Origin of the sequence: Chitiniphilus eburneus (assembly GCF_005048205.1) — a bacterium.
Classification (GTDB): Bacteria; Pseudomonadota; Gammaproteobacteria; order Burkholderiales; family Chitinibacteraceae; genus Chitiniphilus; species Chitiniphilus eburneus.
Genome location: NZ_SUMF01000004.1, coordinates 1 through 20,339 on the forward strand (window position 1 = coordinate 1; position 20,339 = coordinate 20,339).

The 20,339-nt window shown below is 65.2% G+C and carries 14 protein-coding genes; 7 read left to right on the plus strand and 7 right to left on the minus strand.

From position 1 onward, the window contains the following. Positions 1–60: 60 nt before the first annotated feature. Both FAZ21_RS06105 and FAZ21_RS06110 read right to left on the minus strand, forming a co-directional pair. Positions 61–816 carry a transglycosylase domain-containing protein gene (locus FAZ21_RS06105; RefSeq protein WP_246038510.1) on the minus strand — a complete coding sequence of 252 codons (756 nt, stop codon included), beginning with the start codon at positions 814–816 and terminating at the stop codon, positions 61–63. Between the two features lie 175 nt (positions 817–991). Next, complete coding sequence (locus tag FAZ21_RS06110) at positions 992–6,112, minus strand: alpha-2-macroglobulin family protein (protein WP_136772401.1); 5,121 nt, start codon at positions 6,110–6,112, stop codon at positions 992–994. 585 nt (positions 6,113–6,697) lie between these two features. Between FAZ21_RS06110 and FAZ21_RS06115 the strand changes: the two genes are divergently transcribed. Together FAZ21_RS06115 and FAZ21_RS06120 are read left to right on the plus strand one after the other, a co-directional pair. After that, on the plus strand, positions 6,698–7,606 hold the full coding sequence (locus tag FAZ21_RS06115) for a transporter (protein ID WP_136772402.1): 909 nt from the start codon (positions 6,698–6,700) through the stop codon (positions 7,604–7,606). Between the two features lie 180 nt (positions 7,607–7,786). Further along, complete coding sequence (locus FAZ21_RS06120; protein WP_136772403.1) at positions 7,787–8,569, plus strand: hypothetical protein; 783 nt, start codon at positions 7,787–7,789, stop codon at positions 8,567–8,569. A 314-nt stretch (positions 8,570–8,883) separates the two neighbouring features. On the opposite strand, the gene FAZ21_RS06125 is transcribed toward FAZ21_RS06120, so the two are convergent. The 3 genes from FAZ21_RS06125 to FAZ21_RS06135 all read right to left on the minus strand — a co-directional run bounded on the left by FAZ21_RS06125 (position 8,884) and on the right by FAZ21_RS06135 (position 14,300). Continuing rightward, positions 8,884–10,875, minus strand: coding sequence for an alkyl/aryl-sulfatase (locus FAZ21_RS06125; RefSeq protein ID WP_136772404.1), 1,992 nt, complete (start codon positions 10,873–10,875; stop codon positions 8,884–8,886). A gap of 229 nt (positions 10,876–11,104) precedes the next feature. Continuing rightward, positions 11,105–11,566, minus strand: coding sequence for an HIT family protein (locus tag FAZ21_RS06130; RefSeq protein ID WP_136772405.1), 462 nt, complete (start codon positions 11,564–11,566; stop codon positions 11,105–11,107). 58 nt (positions 11,567–11,624) lie between these two features. Further along, complete coding sequence (locus FAZ21_RS06135; RefSeq protein ID WP_136772406.1) at positions 11,625–14,300, minus strand: bifunctional acetate--CoA ligase family protein/GNAT family N-acetyltransferase; 2,676 nt, start codon at positions 14,298–14,300, stop codon at positions 11,625–11,627. A 234-nt stretch (positions 14,301–14,534) separates the two neighbouring features. Here FAZ21_RS06135 and FAZ21_RS06140 point away from each other — a divergent pair, with 234 nt between their 5' ends. Next, entirely contained in the window at positions 14,535–15,404 is an 870-nt protein-coding gene (locus FAZ21_RS06140; RefSeq protein ID WP_136772407.1) for a carboxylate/amino acid/amine transporter, read from the plus strand. Positions 15,405–15,686: 282 nt separating this feature from the next. On the opposite strand, the gene FAZ21_RS06145 is transcribed toward FAZ21_RS06140, so the two are convergent. Both FAZ21_RS06145 and FAZ21_RS06150 read right to left on the minus strand, forming a co-directional pair. Further along, complete coding sequence (locus FAZ21_RS06145; protein ID WP_136772408.1) at positions 15,687–15,920, minus strand: hypothetical protein; 234 nt, start codon at positions 15,918–15,920, stop codon at positions 15,687–15,689. 253 nt (positions 15,921–16,173) lie between these two features. After that, positions 16,174–17,160 (minus strand): sigma 54-interacting transcriptional regulator, encoded by a 987-nt coding sequence (locus FAZ21_RS06150; protein ID WP_136772409.1) that lies wholly within the window; start codon positions 17,158–17,160, stop codon positions 16,174–16,176. A gap of 505 nt (positions 17,161–17,665) precedes the next feature. On the opposite strand from FAZ21_RS06150, the gene FAZ21_RS06155 reads away from it, so the two are divergent. From FAZ21_RS06155 to waaF, 4 genes are all read left to right on the plus strand, one after another. Next, entirely contained in the window at positions 17,666–18,586 is a 921-nt protein-coding gene (locus FAZ21_RS06155) for a branched-chain amino acid transaminase (protein ID WP_136772410.1), read from the plus strand. A 66-nt stretch (positions 18,587–18,652) separates the two neighbouring features. Further along, the gene (locus tag FAZ21_RS06160; protein WP_136772411.1) at positions 18,653–18,853 is read left to right on the plus strand and encodes a zinc-finger domain-containing protein; all 201 of its coding nucleotides are present in this window, start codon (positions 18,653–18,655) and stop codon (positions 18,851–18,853) included. Positions 18,854–18,918: 65 nt separating this feature from the next. Continuing rightward, on the plus strand, positions 18,919–19,278 hold the full coding sequence (locus FAZ21_RS06165) for a cupin domain-containing protein (RefSeq protein WP_136772412.1): 360 nt from the start codon (positions 18,919–18,921) through the stop codon (positions 19,276–19,278). Beyond that, positions 19,275–20,333, plus strand: a complete 1,059-nt coding sequence (gene waaF / locus FAZ21_RS06170) for a lipopolysaccharide heptosyltransferase II (RefSeq protein WP_136772413.1) — start codon at positions 19,275–19,277, stop codon at positions 20,331–20,333. Before FAZ21_RS06165 ends, waaF begins: the two co-directional genes overlap by 4 nt. Positions 20,334–20,339: the final 6 nt, after the last annotated feature.

Sequence of the window (20,339 nt, forward strand, 5' to 3'; positions counted from 1 at the left end):
TCATCGAGATGGCGTCGAGCAGACCGGCGATGATGAACAGCTTGGTTTGCAGAACCGGGATCATTTCCGGTTGGCGATCACGCGCTCGATCTTGGCGTCGGCCACGGTGTCGGTGGTCCAGACGCCGTAATCGGCCAGCCGATCCAGCACCTTGTCACGCGCACGCAGCGCACGCTCGGGCGCCCGATCCGGCCGCAACCGCGACGGTGCCTGCGGCAACGCAGCCAGCAGCGCGGCCTCGGCGTGGCTCAGCTCGCGCGCCGGCTTGCCCAGGTAGGCGCGGCTGGCCATCTCGACGCCTTCGACGATGCCGCCCATGGGGGCGTGGTTGAGATACAGCGCCAGAATCTCGCGCTTGGAGAGATGCCATTCGAGCTGAAAGGCGCGCAACACCTGCCGCGCCTTGCCGAACAGCGTACGCGGCGGCGGCTCCAGGATGCGGGCCACCTGCATGGTCAGCGTGGAACCGCCCGAAACGATGTGCCCGCTGCTGGCCCACTGCCAGGCCGCCCGCACTATCGCCGCCGGGTTGACCCCGACATGGCGGTAGAACCAGCGGTCCTCGTAGGTGAGCAGCGCCTGCACGTACAGCGGCGACACTTCCTCCTGCGTCACCGGATAGCGCCAGACGCCACTGCTGGACGGATAGTTGCGCAACGGCCGCCCGTGGCGGTCCACCACCACCAGCCCGGCCTCATCACGCGGCAACGGCAGTGGGAACAGCCAGTCGAGCACCAGCGCCAGCAGACAAGCCGCCAGCAACAAGCCCAGCGGCCAGCGCAGCCAGGCCAGGCGGGATAACGGGGAGAAATGCATGAAGAGGAAAAACCCATCAACCTGTGGACACAGAGCGCACTGAGCGCACAGAGGACACGGAGAAAACCAAACAGGAAAGACGAAGTGTATCGATGGTCTTGTCTTTCCTCTGTGTTCTCCGTGTGCTCAGGGCGCTCTGTGTCTACAGATTTTTCTACCTATCGAAACAACCAGCTCAACGTCGCGGATCGACCACGGTGATCGGTGTGCCGGCGGCGCCGATGCCCACCAGTTGCGGTCGGTACATGTCTTCGGCGTAGCTGGGCGGTACCACGTATTTGCCCGGGGTGACCACGCGCAGCAGGTAGAACAGTTGCAGCTTGCCACCGTCGAGGCGCGCCGCGGCCACGTAGCGATCGTCGCGGAACTCGGTGTGCTTGACGCGGTTGTCCTCCAGCGCGGCACGGATCGGCTGGCCTTCCACTTGCAGGCTGTCCAGGCGCTCGCCATCGGACAGGTTGAGGTTTTCGATCTCCAGCCCGGCCGGCACGCGATCGACGATCAGGCCGTCTTCGATACGCTGGCGCGCGGTGACGTTCAGCCGTGCGATCAGCGTTTCGCCTACCTTCAGCGGCCGGTTGTCGTAGGGGCGGCCATCGGCGAAGAACCAGCGCCGTTCGAGCTGGATCTGGTCGCTCTGCGGCTTGGGAATTTCGCGCGGGTAACCGCTGGCTTCGATCTCGGCGAACAGTACGCCGCTGCTCTTGTTGGTCAGCTTCACGCCCTTGGCCAGTTGCGCAGCGTCCAGCGAGACAATCTCGCTACGCTTGCTGGCCAGCCCGCGCGGCGCGTCGCCCACCGCCAGCACCGCGTTCCATTCGGCATCGGTCTGGCTGCCGGCGGCGCGCGCGGCCAGCAGCAGCGCCAGCCGTTCCTGCGTCGAGTAATAGTAGGAACGGCGGTTCTTCAGCGAATCGGCCAGTTCGAACAGCAGGTTCTCGCGTTGCGGGTGCTTGATGTCGTGCCGCACCAGCAGGGCGTAGGCCATGGCACGGTCGCGCGTGCTGCTGCCGTAGTCGCCCAGCCATTCGCCCCACCACCAGTCGCTGTTGTTCGGCGTGATGCCATAGGGGCGCTTCATCGCCAAGTCGAAGGCGCCCTTGGCGCGTTTGTCGTCACCCATCAGCTTGAGCGCCAGGCCCAGGTGCACCAGCGGTAACGGCGAACGGGCGCGGCCGGCGAACTTGTCGTACAGCACGCGCAGGGTGGCCAGCGGTGCCTTCTGGTCGCGCGCCAGCATGTAGCCCTGGTGCGCGGCGGCGGCGAAGCGCTGGTGGTCGATGCGTAGCTGTTCGTACTCGTTGCCCACCAGCGCGGCGGTGATCTCACCGTTGTCGTTCAGCTTGTCGGCCAGCGCCTTGCCGTAGATGGGGAAGTCGGCCGGGGCGCGCTGGAATTGCGTGAGCATCCAGTCCTGCGTGCGCTTGTAGAGCACGTCCGGCACGCTGAAGCCCGCCTCGCGCGCATCCATGAAGAAGCCGGCCACGTACGGCGACAGCCAGTATTCATACGGGCCGCTACTCCACAGCGAGTAACCACCATCGCTCTTCTGCATGCCGGCGATGCGGGCGATCGCGCCTTCAACGAAGCGCGCGCGTTCCTCGCGGGTACGCGGGGTCAGCCCGTATTCCCTGGCCGCCGCTTCGTCGATGAAGAGGTGCGGGTATGCCGCGCTGGTGGTCTGCTCCAGGCAGCCGTAGGGATAATCGAGCAGGCCCTTGACCAGCGAACGCACGTTGAGTGGTGGTTTGTTCGACAGCGTGACCGAAACGTTGGCCGAATCAGCAAAGTAGCGTGCGATCAGATCGCCCGCCACCGCCTGCTCGGCGCCCGGGTCCAGCTTCACCCGCAGCACGTTGCGCTCCAGCGGCGCCGCCGGTTGCACCTGCAACGCGGCATCGCGCTTGATGGTCAGTGGCTTGCCGGCCAGCGTGCCGCTCACGCTGAAATCCAGCCGCGCCAGACCGTAGGCGTCGGTGGCTTCGGCGGTGTAGCGCAGCGTGCGGCGCTCCTTGTCCTTGAGGGTGATCTTCTGTTCGCCCTCGCGGATACGTACCGGCTTGCCGGCTGCCAGCTTGACGGTGAAGGTCTGCGCGGCGCCGGTCAGGTTGGTCACGTCCAGCGCCAGCGTGGCTTCGTCGCCCGGCGAGATGAAACGCGGTGTCGCCAGTTCGGCCACCACCGGCGCGGCCACGGTCACCTCGGCCTCGGCGTTGCCATAGCGTTCGGCGCTGGCGGCCACCGCCATCAGGCGCAGCGTGCCGTTGAAGTCGGGGATATTGAGCGGGATGGTGGCCTCGCCCTTGGCATCCAGCCGCACCGGGCCGCTGAACAGGTCCACCAGCTTCACTTTCTTGGGGCGATCCTGGCTGTCGCGCATGCCGCTGTCGCCACCCCATTTGAGCTTGCCGGTGTTGCCTTCCATTTTCTCGATCAGCTTGCCGTAGATATCGGCCAGGTCCTGGCTGTAGCGGTGTTTGCCGAACAGGAAATCGAACGGGTCGGGCGTCTTGAAGCGGGTGATATTGAGGATGCCCACGTCCACCGCCGACAGTGTGACGAAGGCGTTGTCACCGGTGGCACCGTCCACCTTGATCTTCACCGGCACGCGGGTTTCCGGGCGTGCCTGCTGCGGCGCGGTGAGCGCCACCTTGAACTTGCGGTCGGCCGACGCCAGCGGCAGGTAGACCAGGCCCAGCGCGCGCGCTGGAGTGACGCGGTCACCCTCGCTCCCCGGGCGGAACGCCACCACCGAGATGTACAGGTCGTGGCGTTTCCAGTCCTTGCTCACCGGGATGTCGATCTTGGTGCCCTTGGCGGATACCGATACGCGCTTCTGCCACAGTACCTTGTCGCCTTCGACCAGCACCAGTGCTTCACCGTCGTGCGGCGGCAGGATGGTCAACGCCACGTCGTCGCCCGGCTTGGCCGGCACGCCTTCGAGCTTGAGGTTGACGCGATCCGGGCGGTTGCCCATCGCCTCGGCGTCCTGCGCGCCCCAGCCGGCATAGAAGCGGTAGCGTGCGACCAGCTTGGTTTCCGGGTCTTCGACTTCCAGACGGTAGCGGCCCCACTCCACCGGCAGCGCCAGCGGCGCGCGGCCCTTGAGTACCAGTTCGCCCGTATATATCGGCTCGTCGGTCTCGGTGTAGCCCGAATGCCAGCCACGCTGATCGTCGTAGCGCCAGTAGAAATCGCGGTTCTCCAGCACCAGCCGCACCTTGGCCTGTGCCAGCGGCGCGTTGGCGCCGGCATTGGTCACACGCACGATCTCGAACGCGGCCTTGTCGCCTTCGCGCGCCACATCGCGGTCGAACAGCGGGCGGATGCCGATCATCTTGCCGGCGGGCCAGATGGTGCGGTCGATCGAGCGCACCACCGGGCGCCCGCCCGATTCCAGCAGGCTGAACGTGGCGCGTGCCAGCATCGGCGATCTGGCGCCGTCCAGCTCCAGCGGCACGGTAACGTTGGCGCGGCCGGCGTCGTCCAGCGCGGTTTCCTCCAGTTCGCGGCGCTGGGTACGGCTGTCGTCGGCGAAGTCGCCGAACAGGAAGCCGGGCCATTGCTTGGCGAGCGGATAGCGCTGGCGCTCGGTGTAGACGCTGCCGAGCAGGCGGTTGCCGGATGCGGGCGAGCCGAACAGGTAGTTGCCCTTCACCGCGACGTCGAATTCCTCGCCCAGCGTCAGCGCCCCCGCGTCGGCGGTGAGATCCAGCTTCATGCGTTCGGGCAGGAACTCTTCCACCTGCACCTTCATCACGGTGTCGGCGTCCTTGGCGGCCGGATCGGCGCGCAGCTCCAGCAGCCAGGCACCGGTCTGCGCATCGGCAGGCAGGCTGAGCTGGCGCTGATAGTAGCCGGGCAGCTTGGGATCAGCCTGCCAGGTGGCGCTCTGGACGGTCTGCCCGTCCGGGCGCTTGAGCGTGGCAGTGATCGGCAGCGCCGGCAGCGGGCGGCCATCGGTGTTGCGTGCGATCACCGAAACAAAGAACTTCTCGCCAGGGCGATACAGGTCGCGCCCGCTGTAGGCAAACAGCTTGGTGTTACGCGGCAGGTAGCCGCCGATATCGTATTCGGACAGATCCAGCCCCGGTTCGAACAATGCCAGGGTGGCAATTTCCTTATCCTTGCGCGCCACCAGCGCGCGGGCGCCGTCCGGCACGTCGGCCAGCAGCGCGTGGCCTTCGCCATCGCCATCGGCGCGCGACAGCACCTTGCCGTACTGGTCGAGCAGTTCGAACGATACGCCGGACAACGCCTTGCCGCGCTTGAGCGAGGTGGCGAAGGCGTCGATCTGCTTCTGCCCGCGATGCACGTGCAGGCCGATATCGGTCACGTAGAAGTACGTCACCTGGTATTCGTAGGAGAAGCGTCCAGGCTGGCTCATCACCGCCACGTAGATACCCGGCTCCTTCAGTTCCTTGATGTCCTCGACCGGCAGGAACGACACGTTGCGGCGGTTCTTGCGAGCGTCGGTCTCGAAGCGCCCCAGGTAGACGCTCTGGGTGATGCGCTTGAGGTTCTGCAAGGTCCAGCCGCTGACCGCGCCGGACAAGGTGAGCCGGTTGCTGTCGTAGCCGTATTCGTCGCCCTCCTCGTCGTCGGGCGCCGGCTCGCTGCGGCGCTGCGCCACCACTTGCTCCAGGAAGCGCGGCAGATGCTGCGGCGAGACGCGCAGGAACTGCACGTCCACCTCGGGTGTGTTGACGGTGACCACCGGCAGGCCGCCGTTCTGCGCGGCGGGCAGCACCACGCCGCGGCTGGCGAAATAGAACGCGGGCGGCATCGTTTCCAGTGCCACGTCGCACTGCTGGCGCTCATCGATGCGGGCGTTGTCGTCGGCCAGCACACCGGGCGCGACGTCGATGGTGTAGCGGCGCTTGGCGGTGGTGACGAAGTAGGCAAGCTGGGCGCCATCGTCCAGCTCCCAGCGGCCTTCCACCTTTTTCGGCTTTTCGGCGGCGGCCGAGGCGTCGATCGCCTTGCCCTCGGGCATCACGCCGACGTCGGTCACGGTGAACAGCTTGTTCAGATCCTGCTTGCGCGACAAGGGGCGGTTGAAACTGATCGCCAGCGCGGGTGAGTCATCCCAGTAGCTGGCCTTGCAGCCGAGCATGGCGAATTCGGCATCGGGCGCCGACTGTTGCGCCGTCGCCACGTCCGACGCAGCGCCGGATGTGCCGCCACGATGCCCCCACCACCAGCCGCCACCGACCGCGGCAGCCAGCACCACCGCCGCCACCGCCCCAATGCCGATCTTGCGCGCGTTGCCGCGCTGCGCGAGCCACTGTTTCATCTTGTTCTCCGCCCCGGCATCCACCGGACCACCCTGAAAAATGAAAAGCATCACCGATGCTCATTGATTTGTAAATCAATAGAAAGGCAAACCACGGTAATTGCGAGGCGGCCGGCCCGGTGGATGGGCAAGCCGGGCATCGCCTTAGCGGGCAGCCGCTGCGGTGGCACGCTCAGGATTCGCGCAGGGCCACGCCTCCCCTGGCCGGCAAACTCATTCTGCTTTCTTCATGAGAAAGCTATCGGATCGCGTGTGGCGCCAGCGTGACGCATCGCCCGTAATAGGCCATGCGGGTTGGTCGGGGGGAATCGATCACCGGTGTCATGGTGCAAGGTGACGGGCGATCTGGCCCGCTTGCCGTAAGCATCACCGCTTCACGCGGCAAAAGCCTTATCCCGGGGGCATCCGCATTGGATTCATCGCGCGATAACCACATGCTTGACCAGGGGGTTTTTGTTTGGAAAAGAAGGAAGCAGCTCGGTTTGTGTTTGGTGATCGGCGTTTTCTATAGTGGCCAGAGAGTGGCCGGACCCCGCAAGGCGGCCCCATCCGAAAGCAACACCTTTAATCAATGGTCAAAAAAATATGACTTTCAGCTTGCGCCCCCTGAACCTGGGCGCCGCGTGCCTCGCCTCGCTCTGCGCGCTGCCCGTCGCTCACGCCGACAATGCCCGCGATTGGCAGAACATGCCGATCAACGTACCGGTGGGATTCGCCTACTACTTCAATATCGATTCCAACACCGCCTTCGATACCAACCTGCCGATCAAGGGCGCCGACACCAATATCGACGCCGGCCTGCTGCGCTTTGCCTATGCCTTCGACCTGGGCAATGGCCTCGTCAGCGCCGTGCAGGTCCTGCAACCCTATGCCTCGGTCGATCTGGCGCTGGACCAGACCGATTTTCATGCCAAGCAGGCCGCCTGGGGCGACACCAGCCTGGTGTTCGCCACCAACATCTTCGGCGGCAAGGCGCTGACGCTGGAGGAGTTCGCCAAATTCCAGCCGGAAACCTTTCTCTCCGGCGCGGTGTGGGTCACAGCGCCCACCGGCTCGTACGACGGCAACCGCACCATCAACATCGGCGCCAATCGCTGGGCGTTCAAACCGGAGCTGGCGTTCGGGCACCCGTTCGGCAATAGCTGGATCGAGGTCAACGGCTGGTTGCAGTGGTACACCGACAACGACAACTACCAGGGCGGCAGCACGCTCAGCCAGGACATGAAGCTGGGCCTGGAGGCGCACTACAGCTACAACTTCACCCCGGCGTTCTGGGTATCGGCCGATGTGTTCTACACCTGGGGCGGCGAAACGCAGATCGACGGCACGGATCAGGACAACCGCGCCGATACCTGGCAGATGGGCGTGGGCGCGCAACTGGCACTGTCACCCAAGGACGCCGTCAGCGCCGCCTACATCAATACCGTCTCCAAACCGGACGATGCGCCGGACGTGCAGTTGTTCATGCTGTCGTACCGCCGCCTGTTCTTCTAGGCGACCAGCAAGCATGGCTGCGAAGGACGAAAAAGCGGATTGCGGGCTGGCACCTGGCTTGCCGCACGGCGGGCCTGGAGAAAAGCGGTGATCGCGCCACGCTTCGCGCTGCCCGCCCCGTTCACGCATCAACGCATCCCCCGCTCGAAGGCCGATTTGCCCCAAACCCGAGGAGCCCCCATGAAGCATCTTTTTCCCCTTGCCGGCGGTACGCTGCTGCTGGCCCTGGCGCAACCGGCTCTGGCTGATGACGCCGAGACCGCGAACAAGAGCAACAACCCGCTCAACCCGGCGCCGGGGCTCAACTTCCAGGACTACTACACACCCACGCTCTACGGCAGCGACAAACACACCAACGATTTCCTGTTGCGCGGCACCTTGCCCGTGATGCCCAACAGCTTGGTGGGCGTGCCGCAGATCTTCCGCCTGACCATGCCGCTCAGCACCCGCCCCGACCCCGAAGGCGGCTACAAGACCGGGCTGGGCGACATCAACCTGTTCGATATCTTTCTGCTGCACACCGGTGCCATCGAGGTCGGCGTCGGCCCGCTGCTGACCCTGCCCACCGCCAGCAGCGACGAGCTGGGCACCGGCAAATGGCAGGGCGGCCTGGCCGCGGTGGTGATCTCGCCCAGCCCCAAGCGACTGCTCGGTGGCCTGCTGCAATGGCAGCAATCGTTCGCGGGTGACGACGACCGTCCCGATGTCGGGTCGGTCACCTTCCAGCCCTTCGGCATCTTCAACCTGCCCCACGGCTGGTACGTGCGCTCCACCGGTATCTGGACCTTCGATATCGAGCACGGCAACTATTACATCCCGATCGGACTGGGTGGCGGCAAGGTATGGAAGGAAGGCAAGACCATCATGAACCTGTTCATCGAGCCGCAATGGACCGTGGCGCACGAGGGCGACAACCAGCCCAAGTTCACCGTGTTCGGCGGCCTGAACCTCACCTTCGACTGAACACCCCTCCCCGGCGTGGCGAGTCATGCCGGGCCGCTCCCCCCAAAAAAGCCGTGCGAAACGCAGCGCCGCCCGGGAGGCCCGCCCCTGACCCAGCCGGGGCATGGCTGGTTCGCCTACTTCCGTACCTACGACCCCGGAGCGGGCCGCGTTCGAGCGCAGTGGGAAGCCGGGCAATTTCGTCGAAGTGAAAGAGGCGCCGCGCCAAGGGCGTGTCATTACATGTTCCGTGGCAGCGCTGGCCCACACGCTGCAAAGAAACAGCCCGGCTCAACGCCGGGCTGTTTCGTTTGGGGCGTCTGCTCCGGGGTCGATCACTTCGGCGCGGCAACCGGTTCGATCAGCGGGAAGGCCGGATCGGGACGGTCGAACAGCGCGGCAAGCTGGTCGAGCGCGTCAGCGTCGCCCTCTACCTTCACCTTGCCGCTTTTCACCAGATCCACCGTCTTGGCCATGCCGCCGACGATGGCGCCGAACTCGGGGGCGGTCAGCGTCACCGTGCTGTCGAGCTTCTCACCCGCCACCGGCTTGTTCAGGAACAGCACGGCGTTTTCCAGCGACAGCGTATAGCGCTGCGGCTCGGCGCCGGCGATGCGCAGGCCGATGCGCAGGGTCTTGCCTATGGCGCGCGCGGGTTCGATCAGCGTCGAGGCGTAGTCCACCGCCATTGGCACCGGGATAGCGCGCGGGTCCACCAGCGTGGCGGCCGCCATCCGTTTCGCCCCGCGCAGTTCCTTGGCACCCATCAGGTAGAAGCCGCGCCAGGTGGCCGATTCGGCCTGGAAGCCGAGCTGCTCCAGCGCCGCGGCCTGCAAGGCGCGGGCCTCCTGGTTACCCGGGTCGGCGTACACCACGTGGTCCACCAGCTCGGCGGTCCAGCGATAGTCACCCGCGTCGAAGGCCTTGCGGCCACGCTCCAGCACCTGCGCCGCGCCGCCCATAGCCTCCACGTAGCGCCTGGCGGCCTCCACGCGCGGCAGCGCGTCGAGCGTGGCTGGGTTGCCGTTGAAGAAGCCCAGGTAGAGCTGGTAGGTGGCCTTTACGTTGTGCTTCAGGCTGCCGTAGTAGCCACGGTTGTAGAACTCCTTGCCCAGCACATCGGGCAGCGTCAGGCGCTCGGCGATCTCTTCCGCGTCGTAACCCTGGTTGGCCAGGCGCAGCGTCTGGTCATTGATGAAGCGATACATATCGCGCTGCTTGCTCAGGTGCTCGCGGATGGTGGCGTTACCCCAGGTGGGCCAGGTGTGCGATGCAAATGCCACCTCCACCTTGTCACCGAACAGCTCCAGCGTGGTGTTCAGCGTATTGGCCCACACCAGCGGGCTGCGCACCTTGGCACCGCGCAGGGTGTACAGGTTGTGCATGACGTAGGTGGAATCCTCGGCCAGGCACAGCGCCTTGAGCTGCGGGAAGTAGAACAGCATCTCCGCTGGCGCCTCAGTGCCGGGCGCGTTCTGGAACACGATGTCCAGCCCATCCACCGTCAGTTGCTCGCCGGTGTGGGTGATGGTGCGGGTCGGCTCGGCAATGCTGATGGTGCCCTGCGACAGGTTCACCCCCAGGCCGGTGCCGATCGAGCCGGCTGCATCGAGCGGCAGGCCGTCGCCGTAGGAAAAGCGGGCGCGCCGTCCCATGGCGTTGCCGGCGTAGAGGTTCTCGCTGATCGCTTCTTCCAGGAAACCGACCGGCGCGATGATCTCCACCTTCTTGTTCTTGATGTCCTCGGGGCTGACCACGCCAAGCACGCCGCCGAAATGGTCGGCGTGACTGTGGGTGAGGATGACGGCCTTCACCGGGCGCTGGCCAAGTTTTTCGTTCGCCAGCTTCAGCCCGGCGGCAGCAACTTCGGTCGAGGTAGTGGTATCGATGATGATCCAGCCGGTATCGCCCTGTATCAGCGTCATATTGGCAATGTCGTAGCCGCGAAACTGGTAAATGCGATCCGCCACCTTGTACAAGCCATGCTCGGCATTGAGCTGCGACTGGCGCCAGAAGCTGGGATTGACCGTATCGGGCGCCGGCTTGTCGCGCAGGAAGGCAAAGTTGTCGGCGTCGTAGACCAGCTTGCCGTCCTTGCCCTTGATCCTGGCGTCGGGCAGCTTGGCAATCAGGCCACGATTGACGGCGTCGAAGCTGTCGCGGTCGTTGAAATCCAGTTGCTGCAACACCGCCTGGTTAGCGGCGCGGGTGTGCGCGGTGGCGGTCCCGACCGGCAGGTCGGCGGCAACGGCATGGCCGGCCAGCGCCAGCATTGCAGTGGCCAGTGAGACCGCGAAGCGGGGCAATAGGGCATCGGGGACAGGCATCATGGACTCCGGATTAGCCTTGGGGGGCGAAGGGGGTTCCTCCGTTATAGGCAAGCACTGCCCACCTTCCAGACCATCTGGCATGAAAAAACCCGGCCAGGTGCCGGGTCGGGCGAATCGATGTCTGGACGCTCGAAGCACCCCACATTACCCACACGGACGCCGCGCCTGCCGGGCTTGCTCCGGCATGCTCCGTCGCCGGAACTCCTCCTTGAAAGCGCGCCGCGGCTCAGCCGATGTGCGCGCGGATGTGCGCCGCCAGCCGCGCCAGTTCGGCATTGTCGGCGCGCTGCCAGTCGTGCGAGGAAATATAGCCTTCGTACTGCTCGAAGTACTTGTCGACCTTGGAATGGTGCGGGCGAAACGCGCTGTCGCCGCCGGTACCGTGCATGGGGAACAGCTTGGCGTGCAGGTGATCGACGCCGTAGCCCTCCAGCATCAGCCCGGTGCGCGCCACGTCGGGCAGCGCGCGGTCGAGCAGCAGTCCCACCTGTTTGGCGGCGACGATCAGCCCGGACAGGACCGCGTCGTCCTGGGCGAAGGCGTAGCTGTCGTAATGCCGCCTGGGCACCACCACCGAGAAGCCCTGGGTATTGGGAAAGATCGACAGGAACGCCAGGTGGTCGGCGCTTTCCCAGATCACATGGGCCGGCGCCTTGCTGGCGACGATGTCGCAAAAGATGCAGGACATGGCTTTACTCCGGGTCGCCCGCGCTACGCGGGCATCGGTCAGTGCGGGCGCGGCGTGGTCACAGCCGCTTCACCACCCATTTCAGCCCGGAATCCTCCGGGTGCTTGTGGATTTCGAAGCCCAGCCGCTTCATGAAGTTGAGCATGGTCTTGTTGCTGGCCAGCACTTCGCCTTCGACCAGTTCCAGGTTCATGTCGCGCGCGGCGGCGAACAGTGCTTCCATCAGCCGCGCACCCAGGCCCTTGCCCTGCATGGTGTCGGCAATGACGATGGCGAACTCGCAACTGTCGTAGTCAGGGTTCACGGTAAAGCGCGATACGCCCAGGATGCGCTCGTCGTCGCCCTCGCCCATCGTGCCCACCAGCGCTACTTCGCGGGCGTAGTCGAGCTGGGTGAAGCGCGCCAGCATCGATTGCGGCAGGGTCTTCAGCGTGTTCATGTAGCGGTTGTAGCGCGATTCATCCGACAGTTCGGCGACGAAGCGCGCCATCATTTCGGCGTCCTCCGGTCGCACCGGGCGGATCACGATGGGTACGCCGCTCTTGAGCTGCGATACCTGCACCATCTGCGACGGATACGGGTGGATTGCCATGTGTTCGTAGCGGCGTGCCTTGTCCGGCACCGGCGCCACCACGATGCGCGCGTCCACGGCGATGACGCCATTCTCGTCGGCCACCAGCGGGTTCAGGTCGAGCTGGTGTACCTGCGGCAATTCGCACACCAGTTCGGACAGGCGCAGCAACACATCGACCACGGCATCCAGCTTGACCGGCGGCTGGTTGCGGAATGCTTCCAGCATTTGCTTCACCCGCGTGCGGCGGATCAGGTTGGCGGCCAGGTATTCGTTCAGCGGCGGCAGCGTGACGGCGACGTCGTTGAAGATCTCCACCGCGATACCGCCCGCGCCGAACGAGATCACCGGGCCGAAGGCGCGGTCGCGCGCCACGCCCAACATCAGCTCGCGGCCGAACTTCTTGCCGTGCATGGGCTGGATGGTCAGGCCATGCACCTTGTCGCCGAAGCGCTCCTTGGCGCGGCTGAGCATGCGCGCCGCCTCGGCGGCAACGCCGACCAGGCTCTGGATATTGAGCACCACGCCGTCGATGTCGGTCTTGTGCATCACGCCTTCGACGTCGAGCTTGAGCGCGATCGGCAGGCCCAGGCCCATGGCCACTGTCACCGCGTCGTCGGGGCTGGCGGCACGCAGCGTGGGCACCACCGGGATATGGAAGGCGCGCAGGATGGCCTTGGATTCGATCTCGTCCAGCACCGTGCGCCCGCCGTTGAGCACGGTGTCGATGATCATGCGCGCGGTTTCCAGGTCCGGCGCCTCCCACTCGCCCAGCGGCGCGGCGGTCTGAAGCAGCAGTTGCTGGTTGTATTCCCAGGCGGCCAGCGAATAGAACACCTCCACCGCGTGCTCCGGCGCGTGGAAGTACGCGATGTTCTGCTTGCCCAGCAGGCGGCGGCTGCCCTCCACCTTCTTGCCGCCGATCCACGCCAGCAGGATGGGTTTGTCGCTGCCCGCATGGAGTTCGATCATCGCCTCGGCGGTGGCCATGTGGTCTGTGCCCACCTGCGGCGTGAACACCACGACCACGCCATCGACGTTCGGATCGTCCAGCAGCACCTGCGTCACGCCGCGAAACCGCGCGGCCGGCGCATCGCCCAGGATATCCACGGGGTTGTTGCGCTCACTGTGCGGTGGCAGCCAGTCGGCCAGCCGGCTGATGGTTTCCGGCGCCAGTTGCGACAACTGGATGTGCAGGTCGTGCGCGCGGTCCACCGCCATCATCCCGGCGCCCATGCCGTTGGTGACGATGGCCAGCCGCCGGCCCTTGGTGCGATAGCCCGCATTGACCACGCGCGCGGCGATGAACAACTGGTTGATGGAGCGGATGCGCAGCACGCCTGCGCGGCGCAGCGCGGCCTCGAACACGTCGTCGCGTCCGATCAGGCGCTCGCTGTGAGTACGACCGAGCGTCACTTTTTCGTCATAGCGCCCCACCTTGAGCACCATCACCGGTTTGGTGCGCGCAGCGGCGCGCAGCGCGGACATCAGCATGCGCGCATCACCGACATCCTCCAGGTAGATCAGGATGCTGCGCGTGCGCGGGTCGGACACCAGGTAGTCCAGCGTTTCGCCGACATCGACATCGGCCTCGGTGCCCAGCGACACCACGCTGGAAAACCCCACTTCGTGCGCTTCCGCCCAGTCGAGGATGGCGGATGCCACCGACGACGACTGCGACACCAGCGCCAGGTTGCCGCCCTTGATCCTGCCCTGGTAGTTGCCGGCCTGGAAGCGCGAGATCGGCCGTGCCTGCCCGAACACGGTGGGGCCGAAGATGCGCATGTCGTACTGGCGCGCGGTGGCGCGCAACTGATCGAGCAGGCGACGCGACGCATCGTCGGTGCCGACGAAATCGCACGACATGATGACCAGCGCCTTCACCCGGCGCTTGCCGCATTGCTCGACCATGGCCTTGAGGGTGCGCGTGGGCGTGGTGATGATGGCCAGGTCGATGTCGCCCTCGATCGTCTTCACCGTTTTGTAGGCCTTGATGCCCAGCACTTGTTCCCGCTTGAGGTTCACCGGGAACAGGCGGCCGGCATAGCCGCCCTCCACCAGCCCGCTGAACACGGTCCGGCCCACCGCGCTCTCGGTCTCGGTGGCGCCGATCACGGCAACCGACTGGGGATCGAACAAGGGAGTGAGATAGTGCTGCTTCATGATGTGCTCGACATTCGATGAAAAGGGCCGCGCGCAGGCGGAGGCAACCTGTTGGATTGTAGTCGCGCGATGTGTCGTTCTGGCGCGCGCTACTTTGATTCAGGCCAGACAAAGCCATAACAGCCGAATGACCGGCAAGCCCACTGCGCGGCCACGCTTTCCAAGCAGGAAACATACCGCGCCGCGGGGCCGGTATCATCGCCGCTTTGCTTGCGGCCTGTCGGGGCGTAAACCATGGCATATCTGGCGTTCATCACGGTGGTCTGGGCGTTTTCGTTCAACCTGATCGGCGAGTTCCTGGCCGGGCGGGTGGATAGCGATTTCGCGGTGCTCAGCCGCGTGGTACTGGCCGGGCTGGTGTTCCTGCCCTTTCTGCGGGCACGCGGCTTCGCGAATGCCCGCATCCTGGGCACGGCGGTGGCCGGTGCGTTGCAGTTCGGGCTGACCTATCTGCTGCTCTACCGTTCCTTCGCTTATCTCACCGTCCCCGAGGTGCTGCTGTTCACGATCTTCACGCCGATCTACATCACCTTGCTGGACGACGCCTTCAAGGGCCGCTTCACCCCGCGCGCCTCGCTGGCGGCGCTGATCGCCATTGCAGGCTCGGCCATCATCCGTTACGACGAGCTGAGCGGGCACTTTCTCGCGGGCTTTCTGCTGTTACAGGTGGCCAATCTGTCGTTCGCGCTGGGCCAGATCGGCTACAAGTGGCTGGTGGCGCGCTATCCCAGCGAGCAACCGGCCCGCGCCGGCTTCGGCTGGTTCTTCGTCGGCGCATTCCTGGTGGCGTTGCCGTCGTTCCTGATCTTCGGCAATCCCGACCGGCTGCCGAGTACCGCCACGCAGTGGGCCGTACTGGTCTACATGGGGCTAGTGTCGTCGGCGCTGGGGTTCTTCTGGTGGAACAAGGGCGCGTCGCTGGTGGACGCGGGCACACTGGGCGCCATGAACAACATGCACATCCCGGTCGGGATCGCGCTGAACATGCTGATCTGGCGTAGCGATGAAAACGTGTTGCGCCTGGCGGCGGGCGGCGCGGTGATCGCGCTGGCGCTCTGGCTGAACGAATCGTGGCGACGGCGGGACATGCCGGCGCGCCCCTGAGCGTTAGGGCGTGTCATCCAATGTTTCACGACAGCGTTCGGTGCAGTTCGGGATGCCGCGCCAGGAGCTGGACGCGCCGCGGTATGGATACCGCAAGCGGCCGGCGACGTCGCGCGGCGCCCGAAATGCACCGAACCCGAAGGGCTGGGCCGAAAAAACACCATCCACTGCGTTGCACTCCTTGCCAATAACCGGTTATTGGCTGCGTCGCGCGCCTGGTGGCTGGTGCTTTTTCGGCCCAGCGCTGCCGCGAAACATTGGATGACACGCCCTAGCGCGAACTCAGCCTTCGCGGCGCGCGCGCCACAGTTCGCGCTTGCCGATACGCCGCCGTTCCAGTTCGCCGCCGGCCTCCAGCCGCTCCAGCGCCGCGCGGGTGATCGTCAGCGGCTCCGCCTCGCCGGGCCATGTGATCCACCATTCGTGAATACCCTCCACCGTATCGGCAGCGTCGGGCCGCGTCCGCAGGTAATCGCGGATCGCCTTCATCGCTGTCTCGATCAGGAGTTCATCCATGCCACTGGCTCTTGGGTTCTGGTCCGATATCAGGGCCGATACGGTCACGCCGGTGCACGATGCACGAGGCAAGGCCCGTGGGCAACTGGCGCAAACACCAAGTAGCCGCCGCCATCCGGTCAGCCCTCCCCTGCGCGCGGCCGGGCCGTGCGATCAGGTTGGACGATTAGATAGCAACTTGCCGGCCTGGCTGGTTGCGCTTTCACAAAGTATGACAATTGCGGCAGGCCTGCCGCGTTTGCGACGGATCGCCCTAGCTCTTGTTCACCAGGTTGGGCAGCACGCGCCCCATGCCTTGCAGGTCGAGCTTGCGCACCAGCTTGCCGAAGGCGCTGCGATCCTGGCCGGCCAGCTGTGCCGCGCGGCTGATGTTGCCTTCGGTGCACCGCAACAACCCTTCCACGTAGCGCTGTTCGAACTCGGCAATGGCGCGCGCCTTGGCGGTCTTGTACGGCATGGTGCCGGATGCCTGGATCGGCGCGGCGGCGGGCGCCGTGGTGCCCAGGCGCAGGTAGCCGTCCTCGCTCAGCAGGAAGGCGCGGTGCACCTGGTTCTCCAGTTCGCGCACATTGCCGGGCCACTCATGCCGGGCAATGTAATCGAAGGCATCGGGGTGGAACTGCCGCTGGACGCGATACTGGTGACAGAAACGACGCAGGAAGGTCTGCGCCAGTTCGCGCGCATCGCCGTCGCGCTGTCGCAGCGCCGGCATCGCCAGCGTCAACACGTTGATGCGGTACAGCAGGTCGCGACGGAATTGCCGCGTTTCCACCAACTGATCGAGTGCGGCATTGGTGGCCACCAGCACGCGCACGTCGGCCTGGCGAGACTGGCTGCCGCCGACGCGACGATAGGTGCCGTCCTGAAGAAAGCGCAGCAGCGCCGCCTGCGCCTTCAGGCTGAGCGCATCCACTTCATCGAGGAACAGGGTGCCGCCATCGGCTTCGGCCGCCAATCCCGGCGACGCATGCTTTGCATCGGTGAACGCGCCGCGCTCATGGCCGAACAGCTCGCTCTCCAGCAGCGCCTCGGTCAGCGCGCCGCAGTTCACCGGCACGAACGGCCCGGCCGCGCGGGCACCGGTGTAATGCAGGGCGCGCGCAGCCAGCTCTTTGCCTGTCCCCGTTTCGCCGACGATCAATACCGGCACGTCGACACGTGCCATCTTTTCGACCTGGCGCAGCGCCGCCTGGAATTGCGGCGACGACCCGATCAGGTTGAAGCGGGACAGGTTTTCCATCGATAAGACCCCCAAGCACTTTCCCAGTCAGAAGCCAAACACTCTTCAGGTAAGCCAACTCTTCGGTTGGGCATATTGGTGTTTATGCCAATCAGCTAAATGCAGTCAAGAATCACTGACGGATCAATTGGTTACCCCAAACAATCCTGTCTATCTTAGACAGCAATTAGCCGTCTCGCCCGGATCGGTAACCAAATATCTCAAAAACACAATAAAATCATTTACTTATTAATTCCACCATTCATCCGCCGATATCGCCCGCTGATATCGAAGCTGACAGCCCTGCCCAGCGCCGGCCGAGTGCAGCCGGCATCTTCGTCCGACCGGTGGCGGTCGCGCCGCACCACGCATGCGGGCCGCGCTGCGTGCCATGCCCGTGAGCCATGGCGGTGACGCCGGATGGCCGGGCGCTTGCGCCGGTTGCGGCGGCGCGCTCTCGCCAACGTTTTCGGCTACAATTTCGGCCTTCACGCACCCACGAATTCACAGGCAGGAGAGAAGCATCATGTCGATGGCCGACCGCGACGGCGTCATTTGGTACGACGGCAAACTGGTTCCCTGGCGCGAAGCCACCACGCACGTCCTGACCCACACTCTGCATTACGGCATGGGCGTCTTCGAAGGCGTGCGCGCCTACGAAACCAGCCGTGGCTCGGCGATCTTCCGCCTGCAGGACCACACCAACCGCCTGTTCAACTCCGCCAAGATCCTGGGCATCGCCCTGCCGTGCTCCAAGGAAGAACTGAACGAAGCGCAACGCGCCGTGGTGCGTGAGAACGGCCTGAAATCCGGCTACCTGCGCCCGATGGCGTTCTACGGCTCGGCCAAGCTGGGCGTTGCGCCGCCGGTGAACGACGTGCACGTGATCGTCGCCGCCTGGCCGTGGGGCGCGTACCTGGGTGCCGAAGGCATGGAAAAGGGCATCCGCGTGAAGACCTCCAGCTTCTCGCGCCATCACATCAATGTGACCATGTGCAAGGCCAAGGCCAACGGCAACTACATGAACTCGATCCTGGCCCACCAGGAGGCCGCCGCCGACGGTTACGACGAAGCGCTGCTGCTGGACGTGGACGGCTATGTGGCCGAAGGCTCTGGCGAGAACATCTTCGTGGTGCGCGGCGGCAAGCTGTACACGCCGGACCTGACCTCCTGCCTGGACGGCATCACTCGCAACACGGTGTTCCAGATCGCACAGGAAATGGGTGTGGAAGTGATCGAGAAGCGCATCACCCGCGATGAAATCTACATCGCCGACGAAGCATTCTTCACGGGTACCGCCGCCGAAGTGACCCCGATCCGTGAGCTGGACAACCGTCCGGTCGGCATTGGCAGCCGCGGCCCGATCACCGCCGAGATCCAGAAGCGCTATTTCGATATCGTCGAAGGCCGCGACGAACGCCGCGCCGAGTGGCTGACCCTGGTCTGATCAGAACAAGAACTGTGAAACGGGCGCGGAGCCAGCCGCTCCGCCCCGGCCGACACGGAGTACACCATGGCATTGCACGAAAACACCCAACGCGAAATCGAAGTCACCGCCCAGGACCTGCCGCTGCACTGTCCGACGCCCGACCAGGTGAAATGGAACTCGCACCCGCGCGTGTTCCTGCCGATCGAAAAGACCGGCGAGGCGCTCTGTCCCTACTGTGGCACCCGTTATCGCCTGAAGGCGGGCGAAGTGGTCAAAGGGCATTGATCTCCTGTAATACTCCCCTCAAGCGGCGCCCGGCGCCGCTTCTGTTTTTGCAACGCGAGGAAGCCATGTCGGTCGTCGACCTTCAAAATGCCGAGCATTATCGTTGGGGCGAGGCGTGTGATGGCTGGCACCTCTTACGCACCCCCGAACTGTCGGTGATTCGCGAGCGGATGCCTCCGGGCACGGCAGAAACACGCCATGTGCATCATATCTCGCGCCAGTTCTTTCAGGTGTTGGCGGGCACGTTGCAGATCGAACTCGATCAGCGACTCCACGCCGTCACGGCCGGACAGGGGCTGGAAGTTCCTCCCGGCGTGGCACATCAGGTTCGCAATACCGGCGACCAGGATGCCCAGTTCATTGTGATCTCCCAGCCGCCATCCCATACCGATCGCCATACGGCCCCACAGGAGGCCAACGCATGAAACGCATCCTGATCGTGGCCCCGGCCTGGGTGGGCGATGCGGTGATGGCGCAGCCGCTGTACCAGCGCTTGCATGATCGCTACGCCGACAATGTGGTGATCGATGTGCTGGCGCCCGCCTGGACGCGGCCGCTGCACGCACGCATGGCCGAGATCGATGAAGCGATCGACGCGCCGTTCGGCCACGGTCAACTGGCCTTGCTGGCGCGCTGGAAGCTGGGCCGCCAACTGGCGCGCCGCAAGTACGACCAGGCCATCCTGCTGCCCAATTCGCTCAAGAGCGCGCTGGTACCGTACTTCGCCGGCATTCCGGTGCGCACCGGCTGGCTGGGCGAATCGCGTTACGGCCTGCTCAACGACTGGCGCAAACTGGACAAGGCCGCCCTGCCGCGCATGGTGGAGCGCTTCTCCGCGCTGGCCGAGCGTGCCGGCAAGCCGGTGGTCCACCCGATTCCCAACCCGCGGCTGGAAGTGGACGACAGCGCCTGTCGCGCGGCGCTGGCGGCGCTGGGTCTGGACGCCGATCGCCCGATCCTGGCACTGTGCCCAGGCGCCGAGTATGGCCCGGCCAAGCGCTGGCCGGCCCGCCACGCTGCGGCGCTGGCGCGCACGATGATGGCGCTGGGTGCGCAGGTATGGCTGTTCGGCTCGACCAAGGATCGCGAAATCTGCGACGAGATCGTCGCACTGGCGCCGGGCGTGGTCGATCTGGCCGGCAAGACCACGCTGGCACAGGCCATCGACCTGATGAGCCTGGCCAGCGCGGTGGTGTGCAACGACTCCGGGCTGATGCATGTGGCGGCCGCGCTGGGCCGGCCACTGGTAGCGGTGTATGGCTCCAGCTCGCCCAAGTTCACGCCACCGCTGTCGCACAAGGCGCGCATCGTCACGCTGAACGTGGAATGCAGCCCCTGTTTCCAGCGCACCTGTCCACTCGGCCACATGAAATGCCTGAACGACCTGGGGCCGGATCAGGTGGAATCGGCGCTACGCGAGCTGGTGCCAGCGTTGTTCGAGCCGCCCGTCATCGACATTGCGCCGATACCGTCGGCCTGAGCATCG

Coding starts and splice junctions, on each gene's coding strand:
- FAZ21_RS06150 (WP_136772409.1), bottom strand. CDS start 17,160: ATGGAAAACCTGTCCCGCTTCAACCTGATCGGGTCGTCGCCGCAATTC.
- FAZ21_RS06115 (WP_136772402.1), top strand. CDS start 6,698: ATGACTTTCAGCTTGCGCCCCCTGAACCTGGGCGCCGCGTGCCTCGCC.
- FAZ21_RS06165 (WP_136772412.1), top strand. CDS start 18,919: ATGTCGGTCGTCGACCTTCAAAATGCCGAGCATTATCGTTGGGGCGAG.
- waaF (WP_136772413.1), top strand. CDS start 19,275: ATGAAACGCATCCTGATCGTGGCCCCGGCCTGGGTGGGCGATGCGGTG.
- FAZ21_RS06105 (WP_246038510.1), bottom strand. CDS start 816: ATGCATTTCTCCCCGTTATCCCGCCTGGCCTGGCTGCGCTGGCCGCTG.
- FAZ21_RS06125 (WP_136772404.1), bottom strand. CDS start 10,875: ATGCCTGTCCCCGATGCCCTATTGCCCCGCTTCGCGGTCTCACTGGCC.
- FAZ21_RS06120 (WP_136772403.1), top strand. CDS start 7,787: ATGAAGCATCTTTTTCCCCTTGCCGGCGGTACGCTGCTGCTGGCCCTG.
- FAZ21_RS06110 (WP_136772401.1), bottom strand. CDS start 6,112: ATGAAACAGTGGCTCGCGCAGCGCGGCAACGCGCGCAAGATCGGCATT.
- FAZ21_RS06160 (WP_136772411.1), top strand. CDS start 18,653: ATGGCATTGCACGAAAACACCCAACGCGAAATCGAAGTCACCGCCCAG.
- FAZ21_RS06140 (WP_136772407.1), top strand. CDS start 14,535: ATGGCATATCTGGCGTTCATCACGGTGGTCTGGGCGTTTTCGTTCAAC.
- FAZ21_RS06155 (WP_136772410.1), top strand. CDS start 17,666: ATGTCGATGGCCGACCGCGACGGCGTCATTTGGTACGACGGCAAACTG.
- FAZ21_RS06135 (WP_136772406.1), bottom strand. CDS start 14,300: ATGAAGCAGCACTATCTCACTCCCTTGTTCGATCCCCAGTCGGTTGCC.
- FAZ21_RS06130 (WP_136772405.1), bottom strand. CDS start 11,566: ATGTCCTGCATCTTTTGCGACATCGTCGCCAGCAAGGCGCCGGCCCAT.
- FAZ21_RS06145 (WP_136772408.1), bottom strand. CDS start 15,920: ATGGATGAACTCCTGATCGAGACAGCGATGAAGGCGATCCGCGATTAC.